21 protein-coding genes, 2 tRNA genes and 1 pseudogene are annotated in these 24487 nt (G+C 45.1%); 17 read left to right on the top strand and 7 right to left on the bottom strand.

The annotated features are described in order from the left end of the window. Window positions 1-135: 135 nt before the first annotated feature. The 3 genes from D0A37_RS18755 to D0A37_RS18745 all read right to left on the bottom strand — a co-directional run bounded on the left by D0A37_RS18755 (window position 136) and on the right by D0A37_RS18745 (window position 3611). Window positions 136-1350, bottom strand: a complete 1215-nt coding sequence (locus D0A37_RS18755; RefSeq protein ID WP_242716594.1) for a DUF790 family protein — start codon at window positions 1348-1350, stop codon at window positions 136-138. 15 nt (window positions 1351-1365) lie between these two features. Continuing rightward, entirely contained in the window at window positions 1366-1827 is a 462-nt protein-coding gene (locus tag D0A37_RS18750; protein ID WP_242716593.1) for a hypothetical protein, read from the bottom strand. A gap of 245 nt (window positions 1828-2072) precedes the next feature. Further along, complete coding sequence (locus tag D0A37_RS18745) at window positions 2073-3611, bottom strand: DEAD/DEAH box helicase family protein (protein WP_242716592.1); 1539 nt, start codon at window positions 3609-3611, stop codon at window positions 2073-2075. Window positions 3612-4327: 716 nt separating this feature from the next. Between D0A37_RS18745 and ald the strand changes: the two genes are divergently transcribed. From ald to D0A37_RS18705, 8 genes are all read left to right on the top strand, one after another. After that, a complete protein-coding gene (gene ald / locus D0A37_RS18740; protein ID WP_242716590.1) occupies window positions 4328-5416 on the top strand; it encodes an alanine dehydrogenase in 1089 nt (362 codons plus the stop codon). A gap of 263 nt (window positions 5417-5679) precedes the next feature. Continuing rightward, window positions 5680-5761, top strand: a tRNA-Leu gene (locus D0A37_RS18735). Between the two features lie 73 nt (window positions 5762-5834). Beyond that, complete coding sequence (locus D0A37_RS18730; protein ID WP_242716588.1) at window positions 5835-6611, top strand: TrmH family RNA methyltransferase; 777 nt, start codon at window positions 5835-5837, stop codon at window positions 6609-6611. Between the two features lie 154 nt (window positions 6612-6765). Continuing rightward, a protein-coding gene (locus D0A37_RS18725; protein ID WP_242716586.1) for an IS630 family transposase occupies window positions 6766-7765 on the top strand; the annotation gives its coding sequence in 2 pieces (ribosomal slippage) (window positions 6766-6813 and window positions 6815-7765; 999 coding nt in all). 790 nt (window positions 7766-8555) lie between these two features. Further along, on the top strand, window positions 8556-9515 hold the full coding sequence (locus tag D0A37_RS18720; RefSeq protein WP_190661889.1) for an RNA polymerase sigma factor, RpoD/SigA family: 960 nt from the start codon (window positions 8556-8558) through the stop codon (window positions 9513-9515). A 221-nt stretch (window positions 9516-9736) separates the two neighbouring features. Then, the gene (locus D0A37_RS18715) at window positions 9737-10078 is read left to right on the top strand and encodes a DUF760 domain-containing protein (protein WP_172187001.1); all 342 of its coding nucleotides are present in this window, start codon (window positions 9737-9739) and stop codon (window positions 10076-10078) included. Window positions 10079-10266: 188 nt separating this feature from the next. Next, entirely contained in the window at window positions 10267-10671 is a 405-nt protein-coding gene (gene mutT / locus D0A37_RS18710) for an 8-oxo-dGTP diphosphatase MutT (RefSeq protein WP_242716584.1), read from the top strand. Window positions 10672-10740: 69 nt separating this feature from the next. Beyond that, the gene (locus D0A37_RS18705; protein ID WP_242716582.1) at window positions 10741-11319 is read left to right on the top strand and encodes a winged helix-turn-helix domain-containing protein; all 579 of its coding nucleotides are present in this window, start codon (window positions 10741-10743) and stop codon (window positions 11317-11319) included. 52 nt (window positions 11320-11371) lie between these two features. On the opposite strand, the gene D0A37_RS18700 is transcribed toward D0A37_RS18705, so the two are convergent. Beyond that, window positions 11372-12682 carry an IS701 family transposase gene (locus D0A37_RS18700; protein WP_242716580.1) on the bottom strand — a complete coding sequence of 437 codons (1311 nt, stop codon included), beginning with the start codon at window positions 12680-12682 and terminating at the stop codon, window positions 11372-11374. Between the two features lie 77 nt (window positions 12683-12759). On the opposite strand from D0A37_RS18700, the pseudogene D0A37_RS18695 reads away from it, so the two are divergent. Further along, window positions 12760-13199 (top strand): annotated as a pseudogene (locus D0A37_RS18695) (transposase); the annotation flags it as partial. Between the two features lie 89 nt (window positions 13200-13288). Here D0A37_RS18695 and D0A37_RS18690 read toward each other — a convergent pair. Next, on the bottom strand, window positions 13289-14527 hold the full coding sequence (locus D0A37_RS18690) for a histidine kinase (RefSeq protein WP_242716578.1): 1239 nt from the start codon (window positions 14525-14527) through the stop codon (window positions 13289-13291). A gap of 88 nt (window positions 14528-14615) precedes the next feature. Here D0A37_RS18690 and D0A37_RS18685 point away from each other — a divergent pair, with 88 nt between their 5' ends. The 3 genes from D0A37_RS18685 (at window position 14616) to D0A37_RS18675 (ending at window position 19139) form a co-directional block, all read left to right on the top strand. Continuing rightward, window positions 14616-16304, top strand: coding sequence for a DUF2079 domain-containing protein (locus tag D0A37_RS18685; RefSeq protein ID WP_242716577.1), 1689 nt, complete (start codon window positions 14616-14618; stop codon window positions 16302-16304). Between the two features lie 248 nt (window positions 16305-16552). Next, complete coding sequence (locus tag D0A37_RS18680; RefSeq protein ID WP_242716576.1) at window positions 16553-17740, top strand: glycosyltransferase family 4 protein; 1188 nt, start codon at window positions 16553-16555, stop codon at window positions 17738-17740. A 154-nt stretch (window positions 17741-17894) separates the two neighbouring features. Continuing rightward, window positions 17895-19139, top strand: coding sequence for an MFS transporter (locus tag D0A37_RS18675; RefSeq protein WP_242716575.1), 1245 nt, complete (start codon window positions 17895-17897; stop codon window positions 19137-19139). A 95-nt stretch (window positions 19140-19234) separates the two neighbouring features. On the opposite strand, the gene D0A37_RS18670 is transcribed toward D0A37_RS18675, so the two are convergent. Further along, a tRNA-Arg gene (locus D0A37_RS18670) sits at window positions 19235-19308 on the bottom strand. Window positions 19309-19386: 78 nt separating this feature from the next. Between D0A37_RS18670 and moaC the strand changes: the two genes are divergently transcribed. The 3 genes from moaC (at window position 19387) to D0A37_RS18655 (ending at window position 20621) form a co-directional block, all read left to right on the top strand. Next, window positions 19387-19908, top strand: coding sequence for a cyclic pyranopterin monophosphate synthase MoaC (gene moaC / locus D0A37_RS18665; protein ID WP_242716574.1), 522 nt, complete (start codon window positions 19387-19389; stop codon window positions 19906-19908). Window positions 19909-19996: 88 nt separating this feature from the next. Beyond that, window positions 19997-20254, top strand: coding sequence for a 2TM domain-containing protein (locus tag D0A37_RS18660; protein ID WP_006633890.1), 258 nt, complete (start codon window positions 19997-19999; stop codon window positions 20252-20254). 64 nt (window positions 20255-20318) lie between these two features. Then, the gene (locus tag D0A37_RS18655) at window positions 20319-20621 is read left to right on the top strand and encodes a DUF3181 family protein (RefSeq protein WP_242716573.1); all 303 of its coding nucleotides are present in this window, start codon (window positions 20319-20321) and stop codon (window positions 20619-20621) included. 74 nt (window positions 20622-20695) lie between these two features. Here D0A37_RS18655 and murJ read toward each other — a convergent pair whose 3' ends face one another. Then, the gene (gene murJ / locus D0A37_RS18650; protein ID WP_242716571.1) at window positions 20696-22309 is read right to left on the bottom strand and encodes a murein biosynthesis integral membrane protein MurJ; all 1614 of its coding nucleotides are present in this window, start codon (window positions 22307-22309) and stop codon (window positions 20696-20698) included. Window positions 22310-22376: 67 nt separating this feature from the next. On the opposite strand from murJ, the gene D0A37_RS18645 reads away from it, so the two are divergent. Both D0A37_RS18645 and sfsA read left to right on the top strand, forming a co-directional pair. After that, window positions 22377-23549, top strand: coding sequence for a DUF3095 domain-containing protein (locus tag D0A37_RS18645; protein ID WP_242716569.1), 1173 nt, complete (start codon window positions 22377-22379; stop codon window positions 23547-23549). Between the two features lie 95 nt (window positions 23550-23644). Continuing rightward, window positions 23645-24376 (top strand): DNA/RNA nuclease SfsA, encoded by a 732-nt coding sequence (gene sfsA, locus D0A37_RS18640; RefSeq protein WP_242716566.1) that lies wholly within the window; start codon window positions 23645-23647, stop codon window positions 24374-24376. Window positions 24377-24487 lie beyond the last annotated feature (111 nt).

Raw genomic sequence — 24487 nt, 5'->3', positions numbered from 1 at the left:
AGGATTTTTTTGAACCGCAGAGGGCGCAGAGGGCGCAGAGAGAGACAGAAAACAGTAGATTTATTTTTCTTTAAACTCTTGTGGGGTGGGCTTCTAGCCCGCCCTAAAAGTTAATTTGAAATGCAGAATAACTTACTATTCGAGAATTTCCAGCACTGATTTCGGCAGCAATTTATCTTTAAACCAGACTACTTTTGCTGGCACATCATTTACATTCACCCCCGCTTTTTCTAAATTCAGCCGTTCGGAAATAGCTAAAATCAAGTTATCGCATTCAGACTTCTGTACTTGGGCAAATTTCTTTTGCAAATACTCCGGCCGCCAATAGCCAACTATTTCTAATAAAAATACTCGCCCGTCGGGATGCACCAACCGAAAGTCGGGAATCATCACACTACCTGGAATCGGAATTAAATCAACTTCTCGCTCTAGTTGCCACTCGGTTTTTGTGGAATTCCATCTTTCAGCAAAGGCGGCTTCTAACATACTATCATAAGGCTTGCCAGGGGGATAGTGGCTGACTAAACCGCAGTCGGAATCTAGGGTGAATTTACCTGTTTTCAAAACGCCACTAAAAGGGTCTTTTGTGTGCAGTGTCGAGTGCATACTCCATTTCGTGACGTGCAGCAGTGCCGGTAGCATTTTCGCCAGGGCTAAGCCGTAGCGGGTGCTGGGTTTGAATAAGCTTGTAGGGCCGTCTATTGTCAGTGTAAAACCGTGGTCTGCATCGCCTTCGATGTAAGTCATTAATTGAAATAGTTTCAGATAGCGAAATAAGAGTTTGTATTCTCCTGGATCGTTGCGGTGGGCGGTTAATTGGACTTGACTTGCTCGGTAAAATATGCCTTGAACTTGAGAAAGATTGTATTTGTGAAGCAAGTTTTCGGGAGTTGGTGGATTAAACTCAGTGAGGATTTTGTTTTCGTTTAAATCGGCGTATAAACCTGTAGTGATTTCGTGAGGAAAAACTTCTCTGTTTAACTCTTGGCTGAGTTCACTGGCTACTTTTTCCAGGGTTAATTGGGTGGATTGAGGGCTGGGAGTCGATCGCGCTGACAATGCAAAAACCCGCTGTCTCAACTCTGAGGGTTCTAGGGGACTGATGACTTCCAACGTAGAGAAACCGCCTTTCAGCAGGTGCGCTAATCCCCTTTTCAGCCGATAATCCGGGCTGTCGCCTTCTAATTCTAACAAGCGTCCGTCGAGCTCGCCTTGGGTTTTGCCGATCGACTCTTGGAAGCAGTTGATCATTTCGGTAGCTGCTTCTAAGTTTTTAGCATCTATCTTGAGGCGTAGCGGGACGATTGATTCCCCGTTTTGGCGGTGACTTAATAAATCAGTGGGTAGCATAAGCAGTGAAAAGTTTTACTCAATTTTTTGTTCAACAATCACCATAACTCCCCTAAGTTTTCCCTCTTCTGTCAAGCTTTGGGTAGTCCGAATTCGCCGATCGGAACTGACAAGATTGATGGTTTCAACCGCCCTCAGAATGCCAGTTGCTTTGTCCCATATTTGAAAAATTATCAAATTATCTCCAACTTCTGTCGCAAGTGTCTTGTAGTTGGAAAAAACCGAGTCGGGACTTTCAATTTGCACTTGCCCTTCGCCGACAACATGACCCACAAAATTTTGGGTTTCACTCTTGCCATTGGCATAAGTTTGAACGTTAGTTTGCCTCCACTCGTTATCAACTATTTTCTGGGTTAACACTGCTGTAAAACGCACGGTTTCCTTGCAGTCGGCATCGAGTATTGCCCAGTCTCCCTCCCAAACTCCTGTATGTTTGGGGAAGACTTTAAAGTTACTTAGTTGTGCAGTTTCGCTCATTCTTAGTAATGTAAATTAGTTGATATTGAGATTATACTCTACTTTGGCAATCTTCAATCTTCCTTATAATCATCATTTTTTTTCTCCCCATTTTGCTGGCGATGCGGCTGCTTTTTAGTCGCCTCTCGGTTGACTCCGTAAATCGATTGTAGATTGTAGTTTTTAAATAGACCTAGGAGTGATTTAATTATCTAGCCATCTTTTCGCTAAGACTACCCATCCCACAACTAACTTATTTAGGCTTGCTACCAGGGAATTTCATCATTGTCTTCTCCCCATTTGGCGGGTGATTCTGCTGCTTTTTTGGTTGTCTCTCGGTTGACTCCGTAAATGGGTGTCGGTTTGACAGTTTCTAATTTCTCATATTCTGGCTTTGGCGGTTCTATTTGTGTTTGTGGTTGGGGTTTGTGAGGCTGCATTCCTCCTCTGCGGCGTTGAGAAGTTCTTTCTTCGCTGGTGTCTTCCGTGACGACTTCATAGAGAATTGCTAACTTATTTACATCGCTGCTTTTGCGGAGAACTCTACCCAATCGCTGAATGTATTCGCGTTCGCTGCCAGTCCCTGACAATATGATAGCAATTCTGGCGTCGGGAACGTCCACTCCTTCGTTGAGAACGTGGGAGGCGACGAGGGTTTTGTATTCGCCGCTGCGAAAGCGATCGAGGATTTCGTGGCGTTCTTTGACTGGGGTTTGGTGGGTAATTGTGGGGATGAGAAATTCTTGGGAAATTCGGTAAACTGTGGCGTTGTCTCCGGTAAAAATTAGGGTGCGCTGGGGAGAGTGTTCTGCTAGTATTTGGGCTAAAACTCGCAGTTTTCCTTCGGTACAAAGCGCGATTTCTTTAGCTTGGCGGTGGGCTAGCATGGCGCGCCGTCCCAGGGGCGATCGCGCGCTTGCCATGATAAACTGTTTCCAACCTTCGAGGCTGGATATTCTGATGTTAGACTGTTTTAAGAAGTCGTTGCGAATGTTGATTAATTCGGCGTAGCGGTCGGTTTCTTCTGTTGACAGTTTTACCATAATTTGAACTATTTTATGGTCGGCTAAAGCATCGCCTGCCAAATCTTCTGGTCTTTTGCTAAATACTGTCGGGCCGATCAGAAAATGCAAATCGCTGTGCCGGCCATCTGTGCGATCGGGTGTAGCTGTCAGTCCGAGTCGAAAAGGTGCGATCGCATATTCGGAAATTACTCGATAAAAGTCCGTTGGCAAATGATGGCATTCGTCAAAAACCAGCAAACCGTATTTATTGCCCAAGGTTTCTGCATGAATACTTGCACTGTCGTAGGTTGCCACTAAAATTGGCGTTTTGTCCCGCGAACCTCCGCCCAACAATCCGATTTCGATGTCGGGAAAAGCTGCCTTTAAATTAGCATACCACTGGTGCATTAAATCGAGAGTTGGTACTACAATTAATGTACTGCGACCAGTGACTTGCATCGCTAATTGTGCCAGATAAGTTTTGCCGGAAGCGGTGGGGAGTACGACTACTCCTTGGCTTCCTGCTTCCTGCCAAGCTACGAGGGCCTGTTCTTGATGTGGGTAAGGCTGCATTTCCACGCTGGGTACGAGTTCGAGTAGTTCGTATCCCCTAGCTTCGTCGGTGAAGTGAATGCACTCGGCTTGGAGGCATTCTACCAGCGGGCGGTAGTGAATGGCTCGAATGCGGTATTTTTCCACGCGATCGTCCCAAGTGGCAAAATCCACCCAGTCTCTGCCTTTGGGCGGCGGGTGTAGCAGTAGCGTTCCGCGATCGAATGTTAAGGTAGGTATGCGTGGCATTGGTTTAGATAGGGGGCGAGTTATGCCTGTTAAATTATAAGTGACCGCTCAATTATATTGACAGCAAACTCTCTATAAGTTAGTTTTTTTCTAAGCAAATCTATAGAACCACCATCTACTTTATACCGTTTAGGGCTGTTTGTTAAGATTTTGACCATTTTTTTTAGCAGATAAGTTTCCCCAAATGTCAAAAGTTCATTTGCACCTACCTAGTTAGTTGAAAGTCTGGCGAAGATGTTGGAAGATCTAAAGATAGTATGGTTGCTGAGGTGGGTACTCAATACGGGCGGGCAGAAAAAATTATTTCTCTTACCAAGCCCCAAAAACTGCACCTCATTGATAATAATTTGGAGTCCTTTAAAGAAAAAGTAAGTCACCAAAAAAACATAAAAAAAAGGGGGTATAAAAAGTCAATATAGAGCTTCCCGAAGGGAATTATTTAACCATTTTAAGTAGCTTTCCTTACGAGTATCTTGACGGAATGTATATCAATGCCGACCACGGATATCAAATAAAGTAGGAACAAGCTAAAAAGACGATCGACTTGATGGAAAACGATCAATTTGGGAAATTGCGATCGCACTGGCGGAAAATCCCACAAAAATTCTCCTAGCCCAGCCGGATTGCCAAATCTAAAATCTACAAGAGTATTGTCCCGCTGGGGATGGTTTTTAGGTTAGATTCGATCTACGTATGGCTGAGATTAGAGGTTATAGATGGAAATAGGCGTCCCCAAGGAAATCAAGGATTTGGAGTTTCGAGTCGGGCTCAGTCCCACAAGTGTCCGGGCTTGTTCGGACAAAGGCCACGTAGTTTTCGTCGAAACGAATGCTGGTGCTGGGGCCGGTTTCGCGGACGAGGACTACGTTGAAGCAGGGGCTAAGATTGTCTTAAAGCCTGCTGATGTCTGGAATCGCGAACTAATTGTTAAAGTTAAGGAACCGCTGCCTGCTGAGTATCCGCTGATTCAAAAAGAGCAGTTGCTGTTTACATATTTGCACTTGGCAGCCGATCGCACATTAACCGAGCATTTAATCAATAGCGGAGTCCAGGCCATCGCCTACGAAACCGTCGAACTCCCGGACAGAAAATTGCCGCTGCTGACGCCGATGAGTATTATTGCAGGGCGTTTGGCCGTGCAGTTCGGAGCTCGGTTTCTGGAACGACAGCAAGGCGGCCGGGGCGTACTTTTGGGCGGCGTACCGGGGGTAAGACCGGGTAAAGTTGTGATTTTGGGCGGCGGCATCGTCGGCACAGAAGCAGCGCGAATTGCTGTAGGAATGGGCGCGAGAGTGCAGATATTAGACGTAAATGTCGATCGCTTAGCCTACTTGGAAACTCTGTTCGGTTCCAGAGTAGAATACCTCTACAGCAGTCCTTTGCAAATAGAAGCAGTTATCCCCGATGCTGATTTGTTAATCGGTGCAGTTTTGGTCTTAGGTAAAAAAGCTCCGGTGCTGGTTTCTCGCGAATTTGTTGCCAAGATGCACCCCGGTTCTGTGATTGTTGACGTAGCCGTTGACCAAGGCGGCTGCGTGGAAACTTTGCGGGTAACTTCTCACACAAATCCTACTTATGTTGAGGAAGGAGTCGTGCATTACGGCGTGCCGAATATGCCCGGTGCCGTGCCTTGGACTGCGACTCAAGCTTTGAATAACAGCACTTTGCCTTATGTTTTGCAGTTGGCAAATAACGGGATTAAAGCTTTGGAAATGAATCCGAGTTTGGCGAAGGGATTGAACGTGCAGAATCACCGATTGGTGCATCCGGCCGTGCGCGAGGTTTTCCCCGATTTGGCCGATTAGATTCCCATTTTTTCAGCAAATCCCGTAGGGTGCGTCAGATCGAAGCTTGTGGATTATTAATAACCGGACGCGCTCTGAGGCACCCTACTCAACTACACAGCGTTTTGCGATGTTTGGCTAACAGTAAATCCTCGAAACTATAGCATTTCTCAACCCGAACAGTAATTTGTGCAAAATATTACTCGCAGCCCACAAAAAAATAAATTCCCCAAAACACTTGACAGATTCGCGAACATATGGCAAAGTATTAATTCGTGACCGATGCGGAACTGGCGGAATTGGTAGACGCGCATGATTCAGGTTCATGTGGTGCAAGCCTTCCGGGTTCAAGTCCCGGGTTCCGCATTCCAAAGGCAGAAGGAAGTTTGGGGTTAACCCGGTAAAGGCAATAACCCCATTCGCTCTGCTTAATTAAACAATGCTGACAAGTATTCAAAACCCCCTAGTTAAAGAAATTCGCAAGCTGCACAGCTCGAAGGGACGCAGGGAACAACAATTATTTTTACTCGAAGGGACGCACTTACTCGAAGAAGCTTGCGCTGCCAAATACCCGCTAGCAACGGTTTGCTGCACTCCCGAATGGCTGGAACAGCACGGGGAACTTTGGGAGCAAGTTGGTAATTTAGCCGATCGCACAGAATTAGTAAGTGCAAAAGTGTTAGAGTCGATCGCCACTACAGTCCAACCCGACGGCATTGTCGCCACCGCACCCCGCACCGCAACAGCACCCGCAAAATTGTCAACTTTAGGAATAGCCCTAGAAACCATCCAAGATCCCGGCAACTTGGGGGCGATCGTCCGCACGGCTGCGGCTGCTAATGCCGACGGTTTGCTGCTGAGCGCAGACAGCGCCGATTTAGACCATCCAAAAGTGCTGCGCGCCTCAGCAGGAGCTTGGTTTAAGCTGCCAATGGCAGTCAGTCCAGATTTAACGGCGGAAGTCTCCGCCTATAAAAATCGAGGAATGCAAATTTTAGCAACCGTCGCCGGGGCCAGTTTAAGTTATTGGGAAGTAGATTTGCGAGTGCCGACTCTGATAGTTTTGGGCAACGAAGGCTCTGGTTTGTCGGAAGAATTGAGGAGTTTGGCCGATCGACAAATCCAAATTCCCCTGAGTCGGGGCGTAGAATCTTTAAATGTGTCGATCGCCGCAGCCCTCATCATGTATGAAGCTCAACGGCAAAGAAGTCATTAGTAATTATCTGTTGGGGCAGGTTCATCAATATCTGTAACTTCATCAGAAAAATGGGTAGAAACCCCGTGCTTTTAAGTAGTTAGACAGAATTAATTACACAAATACATAGTAAAATGATATTCCCAGCAAAATTATGAGTTAATTAGAATTTCATATGCTGTTTATCAGGGAAATAAATCCTCTTTCGTCTAAATTGCTCGACTCGAATTCATCGCCAAAGCCGACATCATCAGGTACGTCAGAGAGCACATTGCCTCATATTAGCTTCGCAAGGAGTAAAAAAAGGAGAGTTAATAAATATTTTTAGAATAAGTTATAAGACACTCTACAACTGGTTCAATCGGTGGGAATTAGAGGGAATAATAGGACTTTATAATAAACCAGGAAGAGGTGCTAAGGCACTCTTTAACTCTTCGCAGAAAGCCCAAATCAAAGAGTGGGCCAAACAAGAACCAAGGCAATTAAAAAAGGTTAGCCAAAAAGTTCAAGAAGCCTGGGGGATAAGTCCGAGTATAAAAACAATTCAAAGAATACTAAAAATGCTGAAGATGAGTTGGCATCGTATGCGTAAAGGAGTTGATCAAAAGCCTCCAGCCCAAGAATATCAAGATAAAAAGGCGCAATTAGAAGAATTAAAACAATTGGATGATGAGGGTAAGATTGATTTATATTACTTGGATGAAACGGGATTTTGTATGATTCCTTGTGTCCCCTATGGCTGGCAGGATATCGGAGAATATTTAACAATTCCTAGTCGTCGTAGTCAGCGAATGAATGTACTAGGAATCATGAATCGAAATAACCATCTTGAAACTTATATTTCATCTCAAAGTATTAATTCAGATGTAGTTATTGCCTGTATTGATGCTTTTTTACCCGCAGTACATAAGCCAACGGTAATTGTCACAGATCAAGCTTCTATTCATACCAGTGATGCTATTGTTGACAAACTTGAAGAGTGGAAACAACGTAATATTACTCTTTTTGAGTTGCCTTCTTACTCTCCTGAATTAAATTTAATTGAAATTAAATGGCGGTTTATTAAGTATGAATGGATTGAGATATCTGCTTACAAGAGTTGGGGAACTTTTGTTACATCTGTGGAAAAAATCCTGAAAGAATTTGGAGAAAACTATGTAATTAATTTTGTCTAGCTACTTAGCACGGCTTTACATTAATTTAAATCCCCTCGCGGGGTGGAGGGGTATGGTTGCCCCTCCGATGAGGTATGGTTGCCTCAAACTCCCATTTCTGGGGTAAAGTTAGCTTCGCCAAGGTTTTCTGAGCTTGTGAGGCTAGCAGCACTACCGAGAGTGACCTTAAAGTTGTTTAACTACTAGCGACAGAGCAGGGGACTAGCTTCGCATCCGCCCGGTGTCGTGACTCAAAAAACGTAGTCAGTTAAGACTTAGGCTGGTCAGGATGGCTTGTTAGATTTCTCTTTCAAGCCTCATGCCTGATAGCTGAGGTTCCTGACATTCAGGGTATTGAAAAGCTGTTGGGCATTTTAATTGTATTTTTTGTATTTTTTACTTGCACTGTGCCAAAAGGATCAAATCCTCTCCCATCTCCCCCTCTCCCCATCTCCCCATCTACCCCTCTGAGATGTGGCGGATTTTGTTTATATTGATGCAAACTTGAAAGCTAGGAAAGCGGGTACTCTCGTATCAACAGTTCAGGCTGGCATGAAATAAATATGAAGAAGTGTAGGCAACTGCTCTCACAAATGTTAAGATTCTTAACATAACGTAGTATTGTGCACGCCCCAACCAAAACCTAACCTGAGACGGTGCTGACTGGGAGTAGTAGCTAGCTACCATAAAATTAAGCCTCTTTAAATGGAAGGAAAGCGCAAGTCCCCGCCCGCTTTCCTTCCCAGCTAAAGCTAGGGGTTTGCGACTACCGCAAACCTTTAGAGGCACAGATCCTCAGCGGGAAAAGCTCATGAAAACTCTTAAGTCCTCAGATACAGATTCTGTTCGCGCTTACTTGCGGGAAATCGGCCGCGTTCCCTTGTTAACCCATGAGCAAGAAATACTCTACGGGAAACAGGTACAGCGCTCAACCGCACTGCATCAGGAGAAAAATATTTTAGCCGAAGAGTTAGGCCGCGACCCGACGGCGGCTGAATGGGCACAGGCAGTTGGGCTGTCTGAGGCACAGTTGCAGCGGACGATCGAGCACGGGGAAAGGGCTAAGCGCCAAATGGTGGAAGCGAATCTCCGCCTGGTAGTGTCTGTTGCCAAGAAATATATCAAGCGCAACGTAGATTTACTGGATCTAATTCAGGAAGGCACGATCGGGATGCAGCGGGGAGTAGAAAAATTTGACCCGACTAAGGGCTACAGATTTTCGACTTATGCTTATTGGTGGATTCGTCAGGCAATTACTCGGGCCATCGCCGAAAAAGGTCGCACCATCCGCTTACCGATCCACATTACCGAAAAGCTCAACAAAATTAAAAAGGCTCAGCGCCAACTTGCTCAACAGCTTGGTCGCGCGGCCACGGCTGCTGAATTGGCATCAGAGCTAGAATTGACTCCCAAACAGATTCGCGAATATCTCGATCGCGCGCGCCTGCCACTTTCCCTGGACTTGCGCGTGGGAGACAATCAAGATACAGAGTTGGGCGATTTGTTGGAAGATACGGGTACTACCCCGGAAGATTTTGCCCTGCAATCTTCCCTGCGGACTGACTTAGACCACCTGATGGCGGAACTGACTCAGCAACAGCGAGAAGTGCTCGCCTTGCGGTTTGGTTTAGAAGACGGGCAAACCTTAACTTTGGCAAAAATAGGCGATCGTCTCAACATCAGTCGGGAACGAGTGCGCCAAATAGAACGGGAAGCTTTGACCAAACTCCGCAAGCGCAAGCAAGATATCAACGATTATCTAGCCAGCTAGCTAGATTGGGGATTGGCGATCGGGTCCCCCCCACTTGCAATCCCCAATCTAAAATCGTAAAAACCGCCGCTTTTAATTCGGTTGTGCCCACTTGGTTGCTATGACTGTCCTGCTACATTAGTAATTACTTAGTAATAAAGATCAGCAGCGATCAGATAAGGGTTATTTAATTTAACTGCCCGCGTCTAACATAACAAGCTGTCTCTGAAACGGAGGTACTCGTGAGCAACTCATCTAATAAATCCCCAGAATTCTTTGAAGAAGACGGAGAAAATGCCAACTTATTATGGCAATACGTGCAGTCAATGGCTCCCGACACAGTTTCTCAGTTGTCTAAGCCGACTTCTCACGAAGTGTTTCAAGTAATGGAGCGCAATATTGTTGGACTATTGGGTAATTTGCCTTCGGAACACTTCGGGGTGACAGTGACTACCAGTCGCGAACATTTGGGTAGATTGCTCGCCTCAGCTATGATTAGCGGTTATTTTCTCAAAAATGCCGAACAGCGAATGACTTTTGAAAAGTCCATACAAGCCAGTGAGAGACATGGCTCGGACGATTAGTAGATTCTTAACATTTAAGTAATCCAAGTGTCAAGCCCCCCCTCGCAAGATGGGGGCTCAATATTTTAGATTTTAAATTTTAGATTTTAAATTTTAGATTTTAGATTTTAGATTAAATAATTGAATAATTATTGATATTATTCTTAAATTCCCAATACCCAATTCCCCATTCCCAATTCCTAATTAATATGTCTGTTTCTCCTGTTGCCCACAAAGTTATCGGCGTTGCTGCAATCTGGAACGATCGCCAACAAATTTTGATTGACAAGCGCCGACAACATGGACTGCACGGGGGTTTCTGGGAGTTTCCGGGCGGAAAAATAGAGCCTGGGGAAACAATAGAAGCTTGCATAAAACGGGAAATTATGGAGGAGTTGGGGATTGTCGTAGAAGTTGGCGATCGCTTGATTACAATTGACCACGACTACACTAAATTTACAGTTAGACTATACGTGCACCACTGCCGCCACGTCAGCGGGGAACCGCAAACGATCGAATGCGATGAAATTCGCTGGGTGACACTCGACGAAATTGACCAATTTACTTTTCCCAAGGCAAACGCACAGATTATTGCTGCACTGCGGAAAAGTTGAGTTGTAATATCATGTCCGGTCGATTAACCATGATATAATCTTGAGAAACACAACCGCGTCAGATCAAGAATGCCAAAACGAATTACGATCGCACCTCATCTGAGTGTAGAAGAGCTACAGGCTCGTTTCCGTCAGGCCAAAACGCCCACTTGTGTCCATCATTATCAAATTATTTGGCTGTTAGCGAGCGGAAAAACCACCGCAGAAGTGATGGCAGTGACAGGTTATAGTCGCGGTTGGATTTATGAATTAGTGTGGGGATACAACCATTTAGGACCAGAATCTCTTGGAGATCAGCGTGGCCAAAATCGCGATCACGATCCTCTGCTCAATGATCTAGAACAAGCTCAGCTATGGCAAGTTCTACAGCAGCCACCCCCGGATGGCGGGCTGTGGAATGGTCGTAAAGTGGCAGACTGGATGAGTGAACTCAAAGGTTACAAAGTCTCTCGTCAACGAGGATGGGAATATTTGAAGTCAATGAAGTTTCGATTGAGAGTTCCTCGTCCGGAACATCAGGAATCAGATCTCCTCGAACAAGAGGAATGGAAAAAAAAATCTGGGTCAGTTCGTCAAGAAAATCAAGAAGGAGAACCTAGAAAGCGACGTAGAAGTCTGGTCAATGGACGAACATCGTTGCTTGATTGAAACCTGTTTTGAGGCGAGAATGGGTCGATGAGTTTAGCCCTCTTTGGTCACTCTACGCAGAGGAAAACTGGAAATAAGGGATATTGAGGTTTTGAAAAATTGAACGAGTTAAATTATTGACAAGCATTTGAAGTTGAAAAAAGCCCTCGGATAACTTAGGAATAGTAAAAACTCGTAGCCAAGGTTTAATAAAGTTAAATAGTACAAATGGTTGAAGTATTAAACGGAGGTTGTTAAGAATATTCTTCCACCCATTTCCTTGATCCCACCAAGGATGTGATGAAAAATTAGATTCAGATTGTGGTGGTAATTTTAGCAGTTGTTCAGAGTGGAGACTAACCATCAAATAAGCGCTAAAAATAATTTCCCACCATTTTTCTATTTGTGGGTAATTAGTTAGGCGAAAATCTGCCCATCCTAATTCGTTTTTACTTTGCTTCAAACCATATTCTACCCAAGTTCTTAAACCATAAAAATTACCTACTTCTCGGGGTGTAATGTTGGGAAATTTACTCATTACATACCAAGTAGTGTTTTTGGGCAGCTCCTCTTTATCAGTTGTGATTTGCCAATATTTAATTTCCGGATTATCACCACAAAAAATCTCTCTTATATATCTGTATTCCGAGCTTAAATCTGAGAAGACACGTTTGAATCTTTGCCACTTTGAATATTTGACTTTCGCGTCTGTAACTCCCCAGGCTTTGTGGTTAGAGCGAATTGCCACAATAAAATTTAGATTCAATCCCTCTAGTATTTGAATAAAATTTTTACTACTCTCTCCGTATAAACTATCTGCTAGGACAAGATTAAATTTAAATCCCATCGCACGCAATTGTTTGAGCATTTTCGCGGCAATTTCAGGTTTAGTTAGATATTCATCTCCTGGTTGCAGTCTTTCTCTCGGTTTATAAACTTCAAATAATAGAGGAAAAGTCAGACCAGATAAAACACCATACGCTGTAACTGCAACGATACCATTATCTGTTTTACCTAAATTTCCAATGTACTGCCGTTTTACATAATCAGTCGCATTCCCCTTTTTTTTATCTCCTGTCTCATCAATTATTAGTACTATTGGACGCCCTTGAAGTACATATAATATTAATTCTAATCGTTGCTGACTTAATTCTTTTACATCCCAAGGTGATTGTGTTAAAAAATGGTGTAATGCTTGATGATTATCTAGCCCTATAACTTTCGCTATTGATGGTAGGGTTTTGCGTTTTATGTCCGATATCATACCGACATGTAAGTACTTAAAAGCTTCAAAGCTCCTAACTTCTGGAAATATGTTTTGGTAAATTTGACAGTATTCATCTATAAATTTGACTGTGGGTACTGGTTGACGAGGCTCTACCATAGGATTGGCAATGCTTTTGGGGTGTGTTACTGCTTATACTACCACGAGAGTGACAAAAGAGGGTTAGTAATGCTACTGCTGTTGTTAACTGGCGGTTTCAATGGTTATGGTTATACGGCGAAAGTACATCCGAGTACGGGAGAAACTTATTGGTAGATACTGCCATTTGTCAATAGCCAGCTTTTTGAGCGAGTGTTAGAAGATTTTGCCCGACATTGGAAAGTGGGGCCGAAAAAAAGAGTAATTTTAGTAGTAGACGGAGCTGGATGGCACTGAGCGTGAAAGCGTGAAAATCCCCGACGGGATACATTTGTATTGTCTGCCTTCACACTCGCCCCAACTGCAACCAGCAGAAAGGTTATGGCCACTGACAAATGAACCGATAGCCAATCGCTGTTTTAAGAGCTTAGATGAATTAGAAGCAGTGTTATTTGAGCGATGTCAAAAACCCTTAAATCTCAAACAGCTAATCAGTGGTTTGACTCATTTCTATTGGTGGCCAGAGGCAAAATCTTAATCATGGTCAATCGACCGGACTTGATAGAATATCAAATTCCGTGGCTACTGACCACTGACCACTGTTAACGGACAAATAAAAGTTAACTTTTATTTTTGAACCGGCAGAGTAAAGTGAAAACAACTGCCTCTATCCGGTACAGAGTCTACCCAAATTTGACCGTAGTGGGCGCGGATGATACCTTGACACAGAGACAGTCCAATGCCGTAACCGTCTGTTGATTTATCTCGCTGCAAGCGAAAGCTGTCTTCAAAAATGCTCGCGCAATCTTCTTCAGGAATTCCCGGGCCGCTGTTGCAAATGCTGACTTGAACTTTGTAAGCGGTGCGGTGGAGAATTGAAAGATTAACAATTCCTTGGTCTGGCGTGTACTTGCTGGCGTTGTCAAGCAGGTTGACCATGACTTGTTTGATGCGATCGGGATCGGCATAAACCAAGGGCAAATCTGTGGGAATGTCTGTTTCTAAGTTCAGACTTTTCGCCTGAAATTTGTCTTGAAACTGCATGATTACATCTTGACAAATCGCCCCCAGTTCGATTCTTTTTGGTTCAATGTGGAGTTGAGCGTTTGTACCCCGGGCTGCTTGCAGGATATCTGTAATCATACGATCGACAATTCGGATTTGGCGGCGGGCTTGTTTCATCAAATGAGCCGCCAGACTCGGTGTCAAACGCGACTTTTCCCCCTCTTTCACCTTCTGACTTGACTCCAAAGTCTCCAAAGCCAAAGATGCCGCCGTCAAGGGATTTCGCAAGTCGTGGGCTAGCATCGCAATAATCCGGTCTTTCAACTGCAACTGCTCTTGCAGGTGTTCTTTTTCCTGTTTGAGGCGAAAAACTTCATCGGAAAGCTGCACAAGTTCGGCGGCGCAAGCAACGGAATAGATGGGTTTTGGGTCAGTCAAAGTTTCAGTAAGTGCTGCGGCTGACTGCTGCTGAGCTGCGTATTCTTCTACAGAACGCTTCCAGCGGGGCCACCAGTGTTCGAGTTGGGCGATTAAATTGCTGCCGGCGAGAGTTTGTCGCGGATCTGGATGAATTTTGAGCAGCGAGGGAGTGGCTACAAGTTTAAAGTGTTCGGCTAAATCGGGCTGTTCTCCTACGTCGATGATTTGAAGCTCAAAGTCGCAGTCTGCTTTCAAATCCTTGAGGGACTTGCGGATGTGTCTAGTCTGTTCCCGGGAAGAGGAACGCTTGTCTACAAAAAGCAAAAGCTGTAAAAGCGGTGGGGAATTGACCTGCTGTTCGGGAGAACAGTCAGTGCCGCTGGTGCCGGGTGTTGGATGGACGCTGTTGAGCTTTTCGATCGGGTGAAAATAATTGAGCATTGCCGAGCCGAGTTATTTCACTTCTACTTTAATTTAATACTTACTTTAGATTTATGCTATTGTCCGATAATTTCATTACGGCGGGCAGATGATATTTTTGAGATGGAAGAAAAATGAGTCGCTGCGGGTGGTGGTTCAAGTGGCGGCGGCCTTTTTTGTGCTGTGCCTGTTGCTGACGCTGCACCGCTACTACAGCTTTTACGCTACTTACGACCAAGGCATTTTCAATCAACTTTTTTGGAACGGCACTCGGGGTCACTTGTTTGAGAGTTCCCTCTCTTCGGCTTTGTCCACTAATGTGGTTCACCAAAATCAGCTCCCGGAAGTATCTTACTACCGGTTGGGGCAGCATTTCACCCCCGCGCTGATGCTGTGGCTGCCAATTTACTCGCTGTTTCCCTCGCCCGTCACTTTGACTGTGTTGCAGGTGACTTTAATTACGGCGGCTGGAGGAGTGCTCTGGCTTCTCGCCAGACACTATCTGGAACCAAGGCTGTCGGCGACAATTGTTGTGAGCTATTACTGCGCTAACGCCGTCATCGGTCCGACTTTGGGTAATTTTCACGATATTTGTCAAATGCCGCTGTATGTCTTTGGCTTGCTGCTGGCGATGGAGAAGCGCTGGTGGCCCTTGTTTGGGATTCTGGCAACTTTAATTTTGGCCGTGCGAGAAGATGGGGGCGTTGTTTTATTTGGCGTCGGAGTTTACCTGATTTTGAGCCGGCGCTACCCTCGGACTGGTTTAGCCGTCTGCATACTCAGTTTTGGTTATATGATCGTCCTGACCAATCTGATTATGCCTTTGTTTTCTGCTGATATATCTCAGCGGTTTATGATGGAGCGATTCGGTCAATATGCCGATGGAGATGAAGCTTCGACTCTGGAAATTATTTGGGGAATGGTGAGCAATCCCGGGCGGTTGGTGGCTCAGTTATTTACGCCGTTTTTTGGTAAGATTAGATACCTGCTTGGCCAGTGGTTGCCATTAGCTTTGGTTCCAGCTTTCGCGCCTGCGTCTTGGATGATAGCTGGATTTCCGTTGCTGAAGCTATTTTTAGCGAAAGGACAATCGGTGCTGGCGATTAATATCCGCTATGCGATGACTGTGGTTCCAGGGCTTTTTTATGGGGCGATTCTGTGGTGGGCCGAGCGTCAGAAGGAAGAAGATAGAATGGTGAGAGAGGAAAGAACATTTTTGCGTTTTCCTTCTGCTTTATTTCCTCTGCCTTCATCTTCAAATTTTCGCCGCTTTTGGGCGTTTTGTATCTGCTTGTCGCTATTTTTTACCTTCACTTCTAACCCCAATCGGACTTTTTCTTTGATTTTGCCCGATGCGATCGATCCTTGGGTGCAGGTTCCTCTCGTCAGACAATGGCAGCACGTTTTGCAAGTGCGGCCGCTATTGGCTCAAATTCCTGCTGATGCTAGCGTGGCAGCGACGAATACTCTTGTGCCGCTTTTGTCAAGCAGGCGGGAAATTCTCAGGTTTCCGATGTTTGAACTCCGCAATGATGCGGGGAAGGCGGTGAAGATGCAATATGTAATTGCCGATATCTGGCAGTTGCAGCAGTATCAGGCTGCGTTTCGGGCGGAACGGGGACAGTTGCAGGATATCGTACCGGCGATCGATCGAATGTCCAAATCTGGAGAGTACGGAATTGTTGGCTTTGAAGACGGCGCGATTTTGATGCGTCAGGGTGCTGCTTCTAATTCTGCATCGGCTGCTGCTTGGACCCGTTTTCGCGGCGAATTGGAGCCGATTTTGAAGAAACGGTAGGGTAGACGATCTCGCCATTGCTTCCTTCAGTGGCCCAAATCTTGAGGAAACCTGTTTTTTTGGCAGCAATGGCGATCGAGCAATTTCGTGCAAAAACCAGGTTTAGGCATGATTTTCTGTCTTTGTTGCTGCCAAAAGTCAGGCATTGGGCATCAACTTACGATCAACTCAAATTTGAGGATGATAATTCTACAATAAATCTGTTAATCCTAAACATTAAGTTATATGAATTATTTGGAGGAAGAAAGATGAAAATTTTGGTATTGGCATGGGAGTTTCCTCCCAGAATCGTAGGCGGTATCGCCCGCCACGTAGCGGAACTGTATCCTGAATTGATAAAGCTGGGCCACGAAATTCACTTAATTACAGTAGAGTTCGGCCACGCGCCGATGTACGAAGTGGTGGAAGGAATACGGGTGCATCGGGTGTTGGTGGGGCAGGCTAGGGACTTTTTTCACTGGGTGGCGAATCTCAACCAAAGCATGGGTCACCAAGGCGGAAAACTGATGCTGGAGGAAGGCCCCTTTGATATCATCCACGCTCACGATTGGTTAGTGGGAGATGCGGCGATCGCTCTCAAGCACACCTTTAAAGTACCGCTAATTGCCACGATCCACGCCACCGAATACGGGCGCTTCAACGGTATCCACAATGAAGGGCAACGCTACATTAACGCCAAGGAAAACGACCTCGCTTACAATGCTTGGCGGGTAATTGTTTGCAGCGATTATATGCGGCGGGAAGCCGAACGGGTACTATCGACTCCGTGGAACAAAATAGAGGTAATTTACAACGGAATTAGACCAGATAAAAAGCCCCGGTGGCACGAATTTGACGCGATGGATTTCCGCCGCAGGTTTGCTGCTGATGATGAGAAAATTGTCTATTATGTAGGAAGAATTAGCTATGAAAAAGGTATTGCTGTATTTCTCAATGCTGCACCTAAAGTAATTTGGGAAATGGGGGGTAAAGCAAAAATTGTAATTGTTGGCGGCGGCAATACCGACCAGCTCAAACACTTAGCTTGGCATTTAGGAATTTGGAATAAGTGTTATTTTACTGGGTTCATGTTTGAGGAACATCTCGACAAATTCCAGACGGTGGCTGACTGTGCGGTTTTCCCCAGTCTTTACGAACCTTTTGGGATTGTAGCGTTAGAAAGCTTTGCTGCAAGAGTGCCTGTAGTGGTGTCGGATGCGGGCGGACTTCCAGAGGTGGTGCTGCACACGAAAACTGGCGTTGTTACTGAGGCAAACAATCGGGATTCTTTGGCCTGGGGAATTTTGGAGGTGCTCAAAAATCCGGGTTACGCGCAGTGGTTGGTTGACAATGCTTCTCAGGATTTGGAACGTCGGTTTAGTTGGCCGAAGTTGGCGATAGAAACCCAGTGGGTTTATGAACGGGTGGTGGAGGAAAGGGCTGAGGTTGATTGGTAAGAATGCTGACTGTTGAATGTTGAGTGTTCACGGTTGACTGTGAGTAGAATATCAAGTTTTTTTGTTGCAAATATTAAGAAATTGTAACATAATGATCTAGATACACTCGACCTCAGCTTGAGCGCACTCAGAAGATTTAAAGGGAATTCGCATCTTGAATATTTTTAGGGACATCGATCCCCAACCCAGACGCAGCTTGGTGACTTTATTCACCGCAGGGCTGCTATTCTGGTCAAGTTTGGCTTCGCTGCTGCCAACTTTGCCGCTGTACGTTCAATTTGTGGGCGGCACAAAACAGGAAATTGGCTTTGTGATGGGTGCATTTGCGATCGGACTTTTGCTATCGAGGCCACCGTTGGGTAAAATAGCCGACAGCAGGGGGCGAAAACAAGTTTTGCTGCTAGGCGCGACAGTCGCTGCGATCGCCCCTTTGGGCTACCTGTTAGCTCAATCTATCCCCTTACTATTACTTATTCGCGTTTTTCACGGCATTAGTATCGCCGCTTTTACCACCGCTTATAGCGCTTTGGTAACAGATTTATCGCCGCCAGGAAAGCGGGGCGAATTAATCGGTTACATGAGCTTGGTGAATCCTCTTGGTCTAGCAGTTGGGCCGGCTATTGGCGGATTTGTGCAAGCTTGGGTTGGTTATATTCCTTTGTTTGCGATGTCGGCGGCTTTCGCTGCAATGGCTATATTTTTTACCTGCAAAGTTGCGGAACCTAATTTTGCAGATTTAACAAAATTGGACTCGCTATCTCAGGATAAAAACAGCCAAAGATACTGGAAAATGCTCTGGAATCCGAGAGTGCGGATTCCGGCTTTAGTGTTATTGGTGGTTGGTTTAGTATTTGGAACTTTGAGCACTTTTATGCCTTTGTTTATCCAAGAAACGAAGGCTAATTTGAATCCGGGATTATTTTATTCTACGGCCGCTATCGCCAGTTTCGGTATACGGTTGCTCACGGGACGGGCTTCGGACAAATACGGCCGCGGCTTGTTTATTTCGGGCGGATTAATCTGTTATGCCGTCTCTATGTTATTGTTGTATTTTGCTAACAACAGCAATGCTTTTTTAATCGCCGCTTTGGTTGAAGGTTGCGCGGGCGGTACTGTTTTGCCGATGATGGTAACGCTGATGTCTGATCGGTGTGAACCTCATGAAAGAGGCCGCTTGTTTTCGCTTTGTATTGGCGGATTTGATTTGGGAATTGCGATTGCTGGGCCGACTTTAGGCTTTGTTGCTGAACAAGTTGGCTACAGAAATATGTTTGGTTTTGCGGCTGGACTCGCTGGCTTGGCTTTGCTGGTTTTTATTACTCTGTCGAGCAAGGGCTTGTCTAATTCGATGAAATTTGCGATCGGTCGAGGCAAAGATATTTATGCTTTGAATCAGTAAACGTACCAAATTAAAAAAGTTATGAGTTTTAAGTCGTGAGTTGAATTAATTTCTTAATTCAAAACTCAAAAGTCAAAATTCATAACTTTTAGTAGTGGGCTTGGAGGGATTCGAACCCCCGACCTCATGGTTCGTAGCCATGCACTCTATCCAACTAAGCTACAAGCCCCTGTTGAGTTCAGATTTAATCTAAAATTGATTAAGTTCTTTTCTCACAGAATCTAACAGTAACACCATTACCAAAATAATGCAAGACTTTTCGCAAACTTTTTCTAAATTGCCCGATGTGGCACAGCTAACTCACCTCGACAACAGCGGGGAAGCCCAAATGGTGGACGTTTCGGCGAAGGTGCCGACTGTGCGACAAGCTGTGGCTGCTGGCCGGGTGCGGATGTTACCGGAGACGTTTGCGGCGATTGAAGCGGGGAATGCGCCGAAGGGTGATGTGTTGGGCACTGCAAGGCTGGCTGGAATTATGGCGGCGAAACAGACTGCACATTTGATTCCTCTGTGTCACCCTCTACCGCTGAGTAGCGTGGAGGTGCAGGTGATAGCGGATGCTGAGTTGCCGGGGTATCAAATTCGGGCGACGGTGAAAATTAAGGCGGAAACAGGGGTGGAAATGGAGGCGCTGACGGCGGTTTCGGTGGCGGCGCTGACTTTGTATGATATGGCGAAAGGATTGGAAAAGTCGATCGCCATTGAGTCAATTCGACTGGTGAGCAAAAGCGGCGGCAAGTCAGGGGACTATGAAAATTTAGAGACATAAATTTTCTGCCGAAAGAGGGATGTAGACAAAAAGCTGCACTTATTATGATTAGAATAGGCACAGAACTACTAATATCAAGTGAAAAACTATGCCTCCTCGTTGGCCTCGCAAACCCGATCGCAATGATCCAGAGTATCGCCGTTTAGATGACCGGATGAATTTTGCTATCCACGTCGGTCTTTTTTCTGCTACCAATTCTGGTTTGTGGTTTGTTCACAATTTGCAAAAGGCTGATTGGCCTTGGGCAATTTCGGTAACGGGTGGATGGGCTCTAGTAGTTTTGGCCCACGCGATTTACCATTTTGCGATCGCCGATTATTCGCCCCTCACCAAAGATTCTGGTTGAAGGCAGTTGGCGGCGATTTGTTAAGTCTTTTGATTGATAACAAATAACTTTTGGCTTTTTTGATATGGCTAATACCACACAGGCGATCGAATCCTTAGCAGCCGAAATCGGCGAAAATGTCTACATTGACATTGCCAAGTGGCATTTGTATCTCAATGATGCCCACCTGCATACAGTTGTTGCTGAACAACTTTACCGGATGCTGGAAGATGGGAATTTAGATGCTGACAAAGTTGGACAAGTTTTGCAAGGAATTCCAGTCAAGTTGGGCGGCGGCAAGCGGGAAGTGCCCCTGGCAGATTTGATTCCGATGCAGTGTCAAGTTCAATTGATGGATGTTCTTGAGGAATTTCAGAAGAAAATGTAAAGTAAAGGGCGGGTTTTGTACGCAGATTGTGGGCGTTGTGCCTGGTAGTTCGCCCTTAACCCGCCCCGACAATTTTATTTGCGAAAACGGCCGCGAATGCGATCGACAAACATATCAACTTCCGGCAACTTCATCTGACTGACAAAAACGGCAAAAACTCCTAACCCTACAAAACTTGCCACACTCAACTGCACTAATTGAATTACCAAACCTTCAGTACCCAAAGCCCTTTGACAGGCTTGCAGAGTAGCCAAGGTAACGAAAGCAGTTAGACAACTGCCAGAAGTTAACCCCAGAAAAGGTAAACTCCACTGCCCCCAAGGCAGGCCACCCAGCTTTTTATCTAATAAGTACAAAAGCATAATCATCGAAGTAAGATTCACTCCCACCGTCGCCAAAACTAATCCGGGCGCGCCAAAGGCCCCTACTAATAAATAATCCAGCAGTCCGTTCAAAAAGATATTGATAATACTGATGCGAAAAGGCGTTTCCCCATCTCCCAAAGCGTAAAATACCCGTACCACAACGTCGCGTCCCAAATACACAAACATTCCAATACTGTAAGCCATCAATATTGGCGTGACAAACTGCGAGGCTGACCGATCAAAAGCATAGCGTTCGTAAACCACGCGGACGATCGGCCCAGCAAGTGTTACCATTAAAGCGCTCAGGGGCAGCATCGTAATCCCGGTCAACATTAAAGATTGACGAATTCGATCTTTTAATTCCGGCCAGTCTCTGGGATCGGTGAGGCGAGAAAATATGGGCAAAAATGGCACTAGAATTACATTAGAAATGATGCCTAAAGGCGTCATAACTAACAAGCCGCTGTAACCCATCGCAGAGGCAGCTTGAGGGATGTAGGATGCGAAAAATAGGTCAGTATAAACATTAATTTGCAGCATTCCTGATGATAAGGTCGCAGGAACCATCACCTTAATTACTTCTTGCACTCCCGGCCGTTTAAAATTAAACCGCAAACGCAATGTTCCCAAGCCGGCGCGCCACTGCGCCACCAGTTGCACCAACCACTGCAAAACTGCTCCCGCTAAAGTGCCCCAAGCTAACACTAAGCCACCCATTAGTGCGTATTCTGGCTGAATAATTTTGTTTCCGAGTTGCAGTGCGAGAATACCCAAACCGCCAACAAGTGCAACGCTGGAAAATAAAGGGCTAATTGATGGCAACCAGTACATATCGGCGGCATTGAGAGTGCCGAAACCAATGCCGATCAAGCCTGAAAGTAATGCCATCGGCGCCATAATCCGAAATTGCTGGACGGCAATTGCTTTGATTTGTAAACCTTCTGCTGTTCTATTTAACCCCGGTGCCACCAAATCGATCAGCGGATCGGCAAAAATAATTAAAGCGATCGTCACCAACAGCAACAAGCCCCCGACTAAGGTGGTGATAGTCTCGACTAAGGGTGCTGCTTCTTTTTTATCCCGGCGAGCTAAAACGCTGACTATGGCGCTGTGAAATGGCCCGTTAATCCCTCCCAGCAAAATAAATAAGAAACCAGGGATGACGTAGGCGTAGTTGTAGGCATCGACGGCGACACCGACTCCAAAGGCTGCGGCGATCGCAATTTGGCGCACCAATCCAAAGACTTTGCTAATTAGAGTGGCGACTGCGACAATGCCGGCAATCCCTGCGAGGGAACGAGAGGGCTTCTGTAATTGGGACACAAATGGTTACAAACGCTAATGCTAAAAGGATTCACTTATTTTAATCGCGAATCGGGAGAATCATATCATGAACTCAGAAAACTTCTATTCCGAATTGCGTTTACTGGACAATTTTATCGATATTACTGACTTGCGGAATTTTGTTGATGTACCCGATGACTGGTACATTATTGTCACAGATATTCGCGGTTCTACCAAAGCGATTGAAGCTGGACGCTACAAAGAAGTTAACTTATTGGGGGCTAGTTCGATCGCTGCTGTTTTGAATATCGCGGGTAAAATAGAAATTCCCTTTGTCTTTGGTGGCGACGGCGCTACTCTTTTAATGGGCCCATCGCTTTTACCCGCTGCCCAGAAAGTTTTGCTGGTCACTCAACAAATGGCTAAGACTGAATTTGACATGGATTTGCGAGTTGGGGCTGTGCCGATTAAAGTTGTGGTGGCAGCTAATTATCCGGTTAAAATAGCTAAGTTTAAAGTTTCCGAAAATTACAGCCAAGCTGTTTTTATGGGTGGCGGATTAACCCGTGCTACTGAACTTATTAAAGACGCTCCTGGTGGTAATATTTACAGTATTAAAAATAATGGCATTTCTGAAACCGCCGATTTTTCGGGATTGGAATGCCGATGGCAGGATATTCCCAGCAAGTACGGGGAAATAGTAACGCTGCTGGTAATGGTGCGAGCGGATTTGGGTCAGCAGAACCATCAACGTTATAGAAATATTTTAGAAAAAATCGAATCCATTTACGGCCAGGAAGATTGTTTAAATCCTATTAATGGTAAAAATCTTAATTTGACATTGAATAGCAAAAAGCTGATCAAAGAAATTCAAGTTAAAGCGTACAAGGCTAGTTGGTTTTACCGCCAGAGAGATTTATCAAAAATACAGTTAGAGACGGCACTTGGCTCGCTGCTAATGAATTTAAAAGTTAAGACAGAAGAGTTAGATTGGGGAGTTTATAAAGATATTGCGATCGCCGCTACGGATTACCGCAAATTTGATGATATGTTGAGAATGGTAATTTCGGGGAATGGGTGGCAGCGAAAAAAATTGACGGCGTACTTGGAAAATAATTACCGAGAAGGCGAGCTGGTGTACGGTTTGCACGTTGCTGACAGAGCGTTGATGACTTGTTTGGTCTTTGAACGCAACGGTCGCCAAGTACATTTTATAGACGGTGCTGATGGAGGTTATACTTTAGCTGCAAAGGATATGAAACAAAGAATGAATGAATAAGTAAGCCTACCTAAACTACAAACCGTCGTTTCATGCTATGATGCCTCAATCTAAAATCTAAAATCTAAAATCTAAAATCTAAAATCTAAAATCGAATGACTGGCTTAATTTACAAATATCCTCCTCTTTTACCGGGAATTCTCATCAAACGTTACAAGCGATTTTTTGCCGAAATAGAACTAGATTCGGGAGAAATAATCACCGCGCACTGTCCCAATACTGGCCCGATGACTGGTGTTTACATTCCGGGCAATCCAGTCCTAGTATCTCCCAGCGACAATCCTAAACGCAAGTTAGCTTATACTTGGGAATTAATTAAAGTTTGCGACACTGTGCCAACTTGGGTGGGAGTTAATACTGGGCTGCCAAATCGAGTAGTTAAATTAGCTTTGGAATTGAAATTGTTTCCAGAGTTGGGCAATTACAGTTTAATTCAACCGGAGGTTGTTTATGGCACTGATAAAAAAAGTAGAGTGGATTTTTGGCTAACTGGTGAGGAAAAACCGATTTTTCTGGAAGTAAAAAATACAACGTGGGTAAAAGAGGAATTGGCTTTATTTCCCGATACAGTGACGGAGAGGGGACAGAAACATTTGAGAGAATTGATAGAAGTGGTGCGGCAGGGTTCGAGGGCTGTAATGGTGTATTTTATTAATCGCGGGGATTGTACAGATTTTGCTCCTGGGGATAGTGCCGATCGCACTTACGGAGAATTGTTCAGACAGGCTATGAGTGAAGGTGTAGAGATTTTGCCCTGTCGGTTTGACGTGACGCCGGAAGGGATTCGCTATTTGGGATTGGCAAAGCTAAATCTTTATAGCCTTTAATCCTAGTTAAAAATTGGGATTTTATAAGTCTACTAATACTGCAATAAACTTTCCTTGACCTTTCACTAAAACTAATAGTTCGCTCGCGCTTGACTAAATAAGTTTTTTGCG

The organism is Microcoleus vaginatus HSN003 (genome assembly GCF_022701255.1).
In the GTDB taxonomy this organism is placed as follows: domain Bacteria; phylum Cyanobacteriota; class Cyanobacteriia; order Cyanobacteriales; family Microcoleaceae; genus Microcoleus; species Microcoleus vaginatus_B.
The sequence above is the reverse complement of the archived record's forward strand: the minus strand, read 5'-3'. Positions and strand labels throughout refer to the sequence as shown.

Bases quoted from the DNA above. Each gene is read 5' to 3' on its own strand.
- D0A37_RS18755 (WP_242716594.1), bottom strand. From the start codon at position 1,350: ATGCTACCCACTGATTTATTAAGTCACCGCCAAAACGGGGAATCAATC.
- D0A37_RS18750 (WP_242716593.1), bottom strand. From the start codon at position 1,827: ATGAGCGAAACTGCACAACTAAGTAACTTTAAAGTCTTCCCCAAACAT.
- D0A37_RS18745 (WP_242716592.1), bottom strand. From the start codon at position 3,611: ATGCCACGCATACCTACCTTAACATTCGATCGCGGAACGCTACTGCTA.
- ald (WP_242716590.1), top strand. From the start codon at position 4,328: ATGGAAATAGGCGTCCCCAAGGAAATCAAGGATTTGGAGTTTCGAGTC.
- D0A37_RS18730 (WP_242716588.1), top strand. From the start codon at position 5,835: ATGCTGACAAGTATTCAAAACCCCCTAGTTAAAGAAATTCGCAAGCTG.
- D0A37_RS18720 (WP_190661889.1), top strand. From the start codon at position 8,556: ATGAAAACTCTTAAGTCCTCAGATACAGATTCTGTTCGCGCTTACTTG.
- mutT (WP_242716584.1), top strand. From the start codon at position 10,267: ATGTCTGTTTCTCCTGTTGCCCACAAAGTTATCGGCGTTGCTGCAATC.
- D0A37_RS18705 (WP_242716582.1), top strand. From the start codon at position 10,741: ATGCCAAAACGAATTACGATCGCACCTCATCTGAGTGTAGAAGAGCTA.
- D0A37_RS18700 (WP_242716580.1), bottom strand. From the start codon at position 12,682: ATGGTAGAGCCTCGTCAACCAGTACCCACAGTCAAATTTATAGATGAA.
- D0A37_RS18690 (WP_242716578.1), bottom strand. From the start codon at position 14,527: ATGCTCAATTATTTTCACCCGATCGAAAAGCTCAACAGCGTCCATCCA.
- D0A37_RS18685 (WP_242716577.1), top strand. From the start codon at position 14,616: ATGATATTTTTGAGATGGAAGAAAAATGAGTCGCTGCGGGTGGTGGTT.
- D0A37_RS18680 (WP_242716576.1), top strand. From the start codon at position 16,553: ATGAAAATTTTGGTATTGGCATGGGAGTTTCCTCCCAGAATCGTAGGC.
- moaC (WP_242716574.1), top strand. From the start codon at position 19,387: ATGCAAGACTTTTCGCAAACTTTTTCTAAATTGCCCGATGTGGCACAG.
- D0A37_RS18660 (WP_006633890.1), top strand. From the start codon at position 19,997: ATGCCTCCTCGTTGGCCTCGCAAACCCGATCGCAATGATCCAGAGTAT.
- D0A37_RS18655 (WP_242716573.1), top strand. From the start codon at position 20,319: ATGGCTAATACCACACAGGCGATCGAATCCTTAGCAGCCGAAATCGGC.
- D0A37_RS18645 (WP_242716569.1), top strand. From the start codon at position 22,377: ATGAACTCAGAAAACTTCTATTCCGAATTGCGTTTACTGGACAATTTT.
- sfsA (WP_242716566.1), top strand. From the start codon at position 23,645: ATGACTGGCTTAATTTACAAATATCCTCCTCTTTTACCGGGAATTCTC.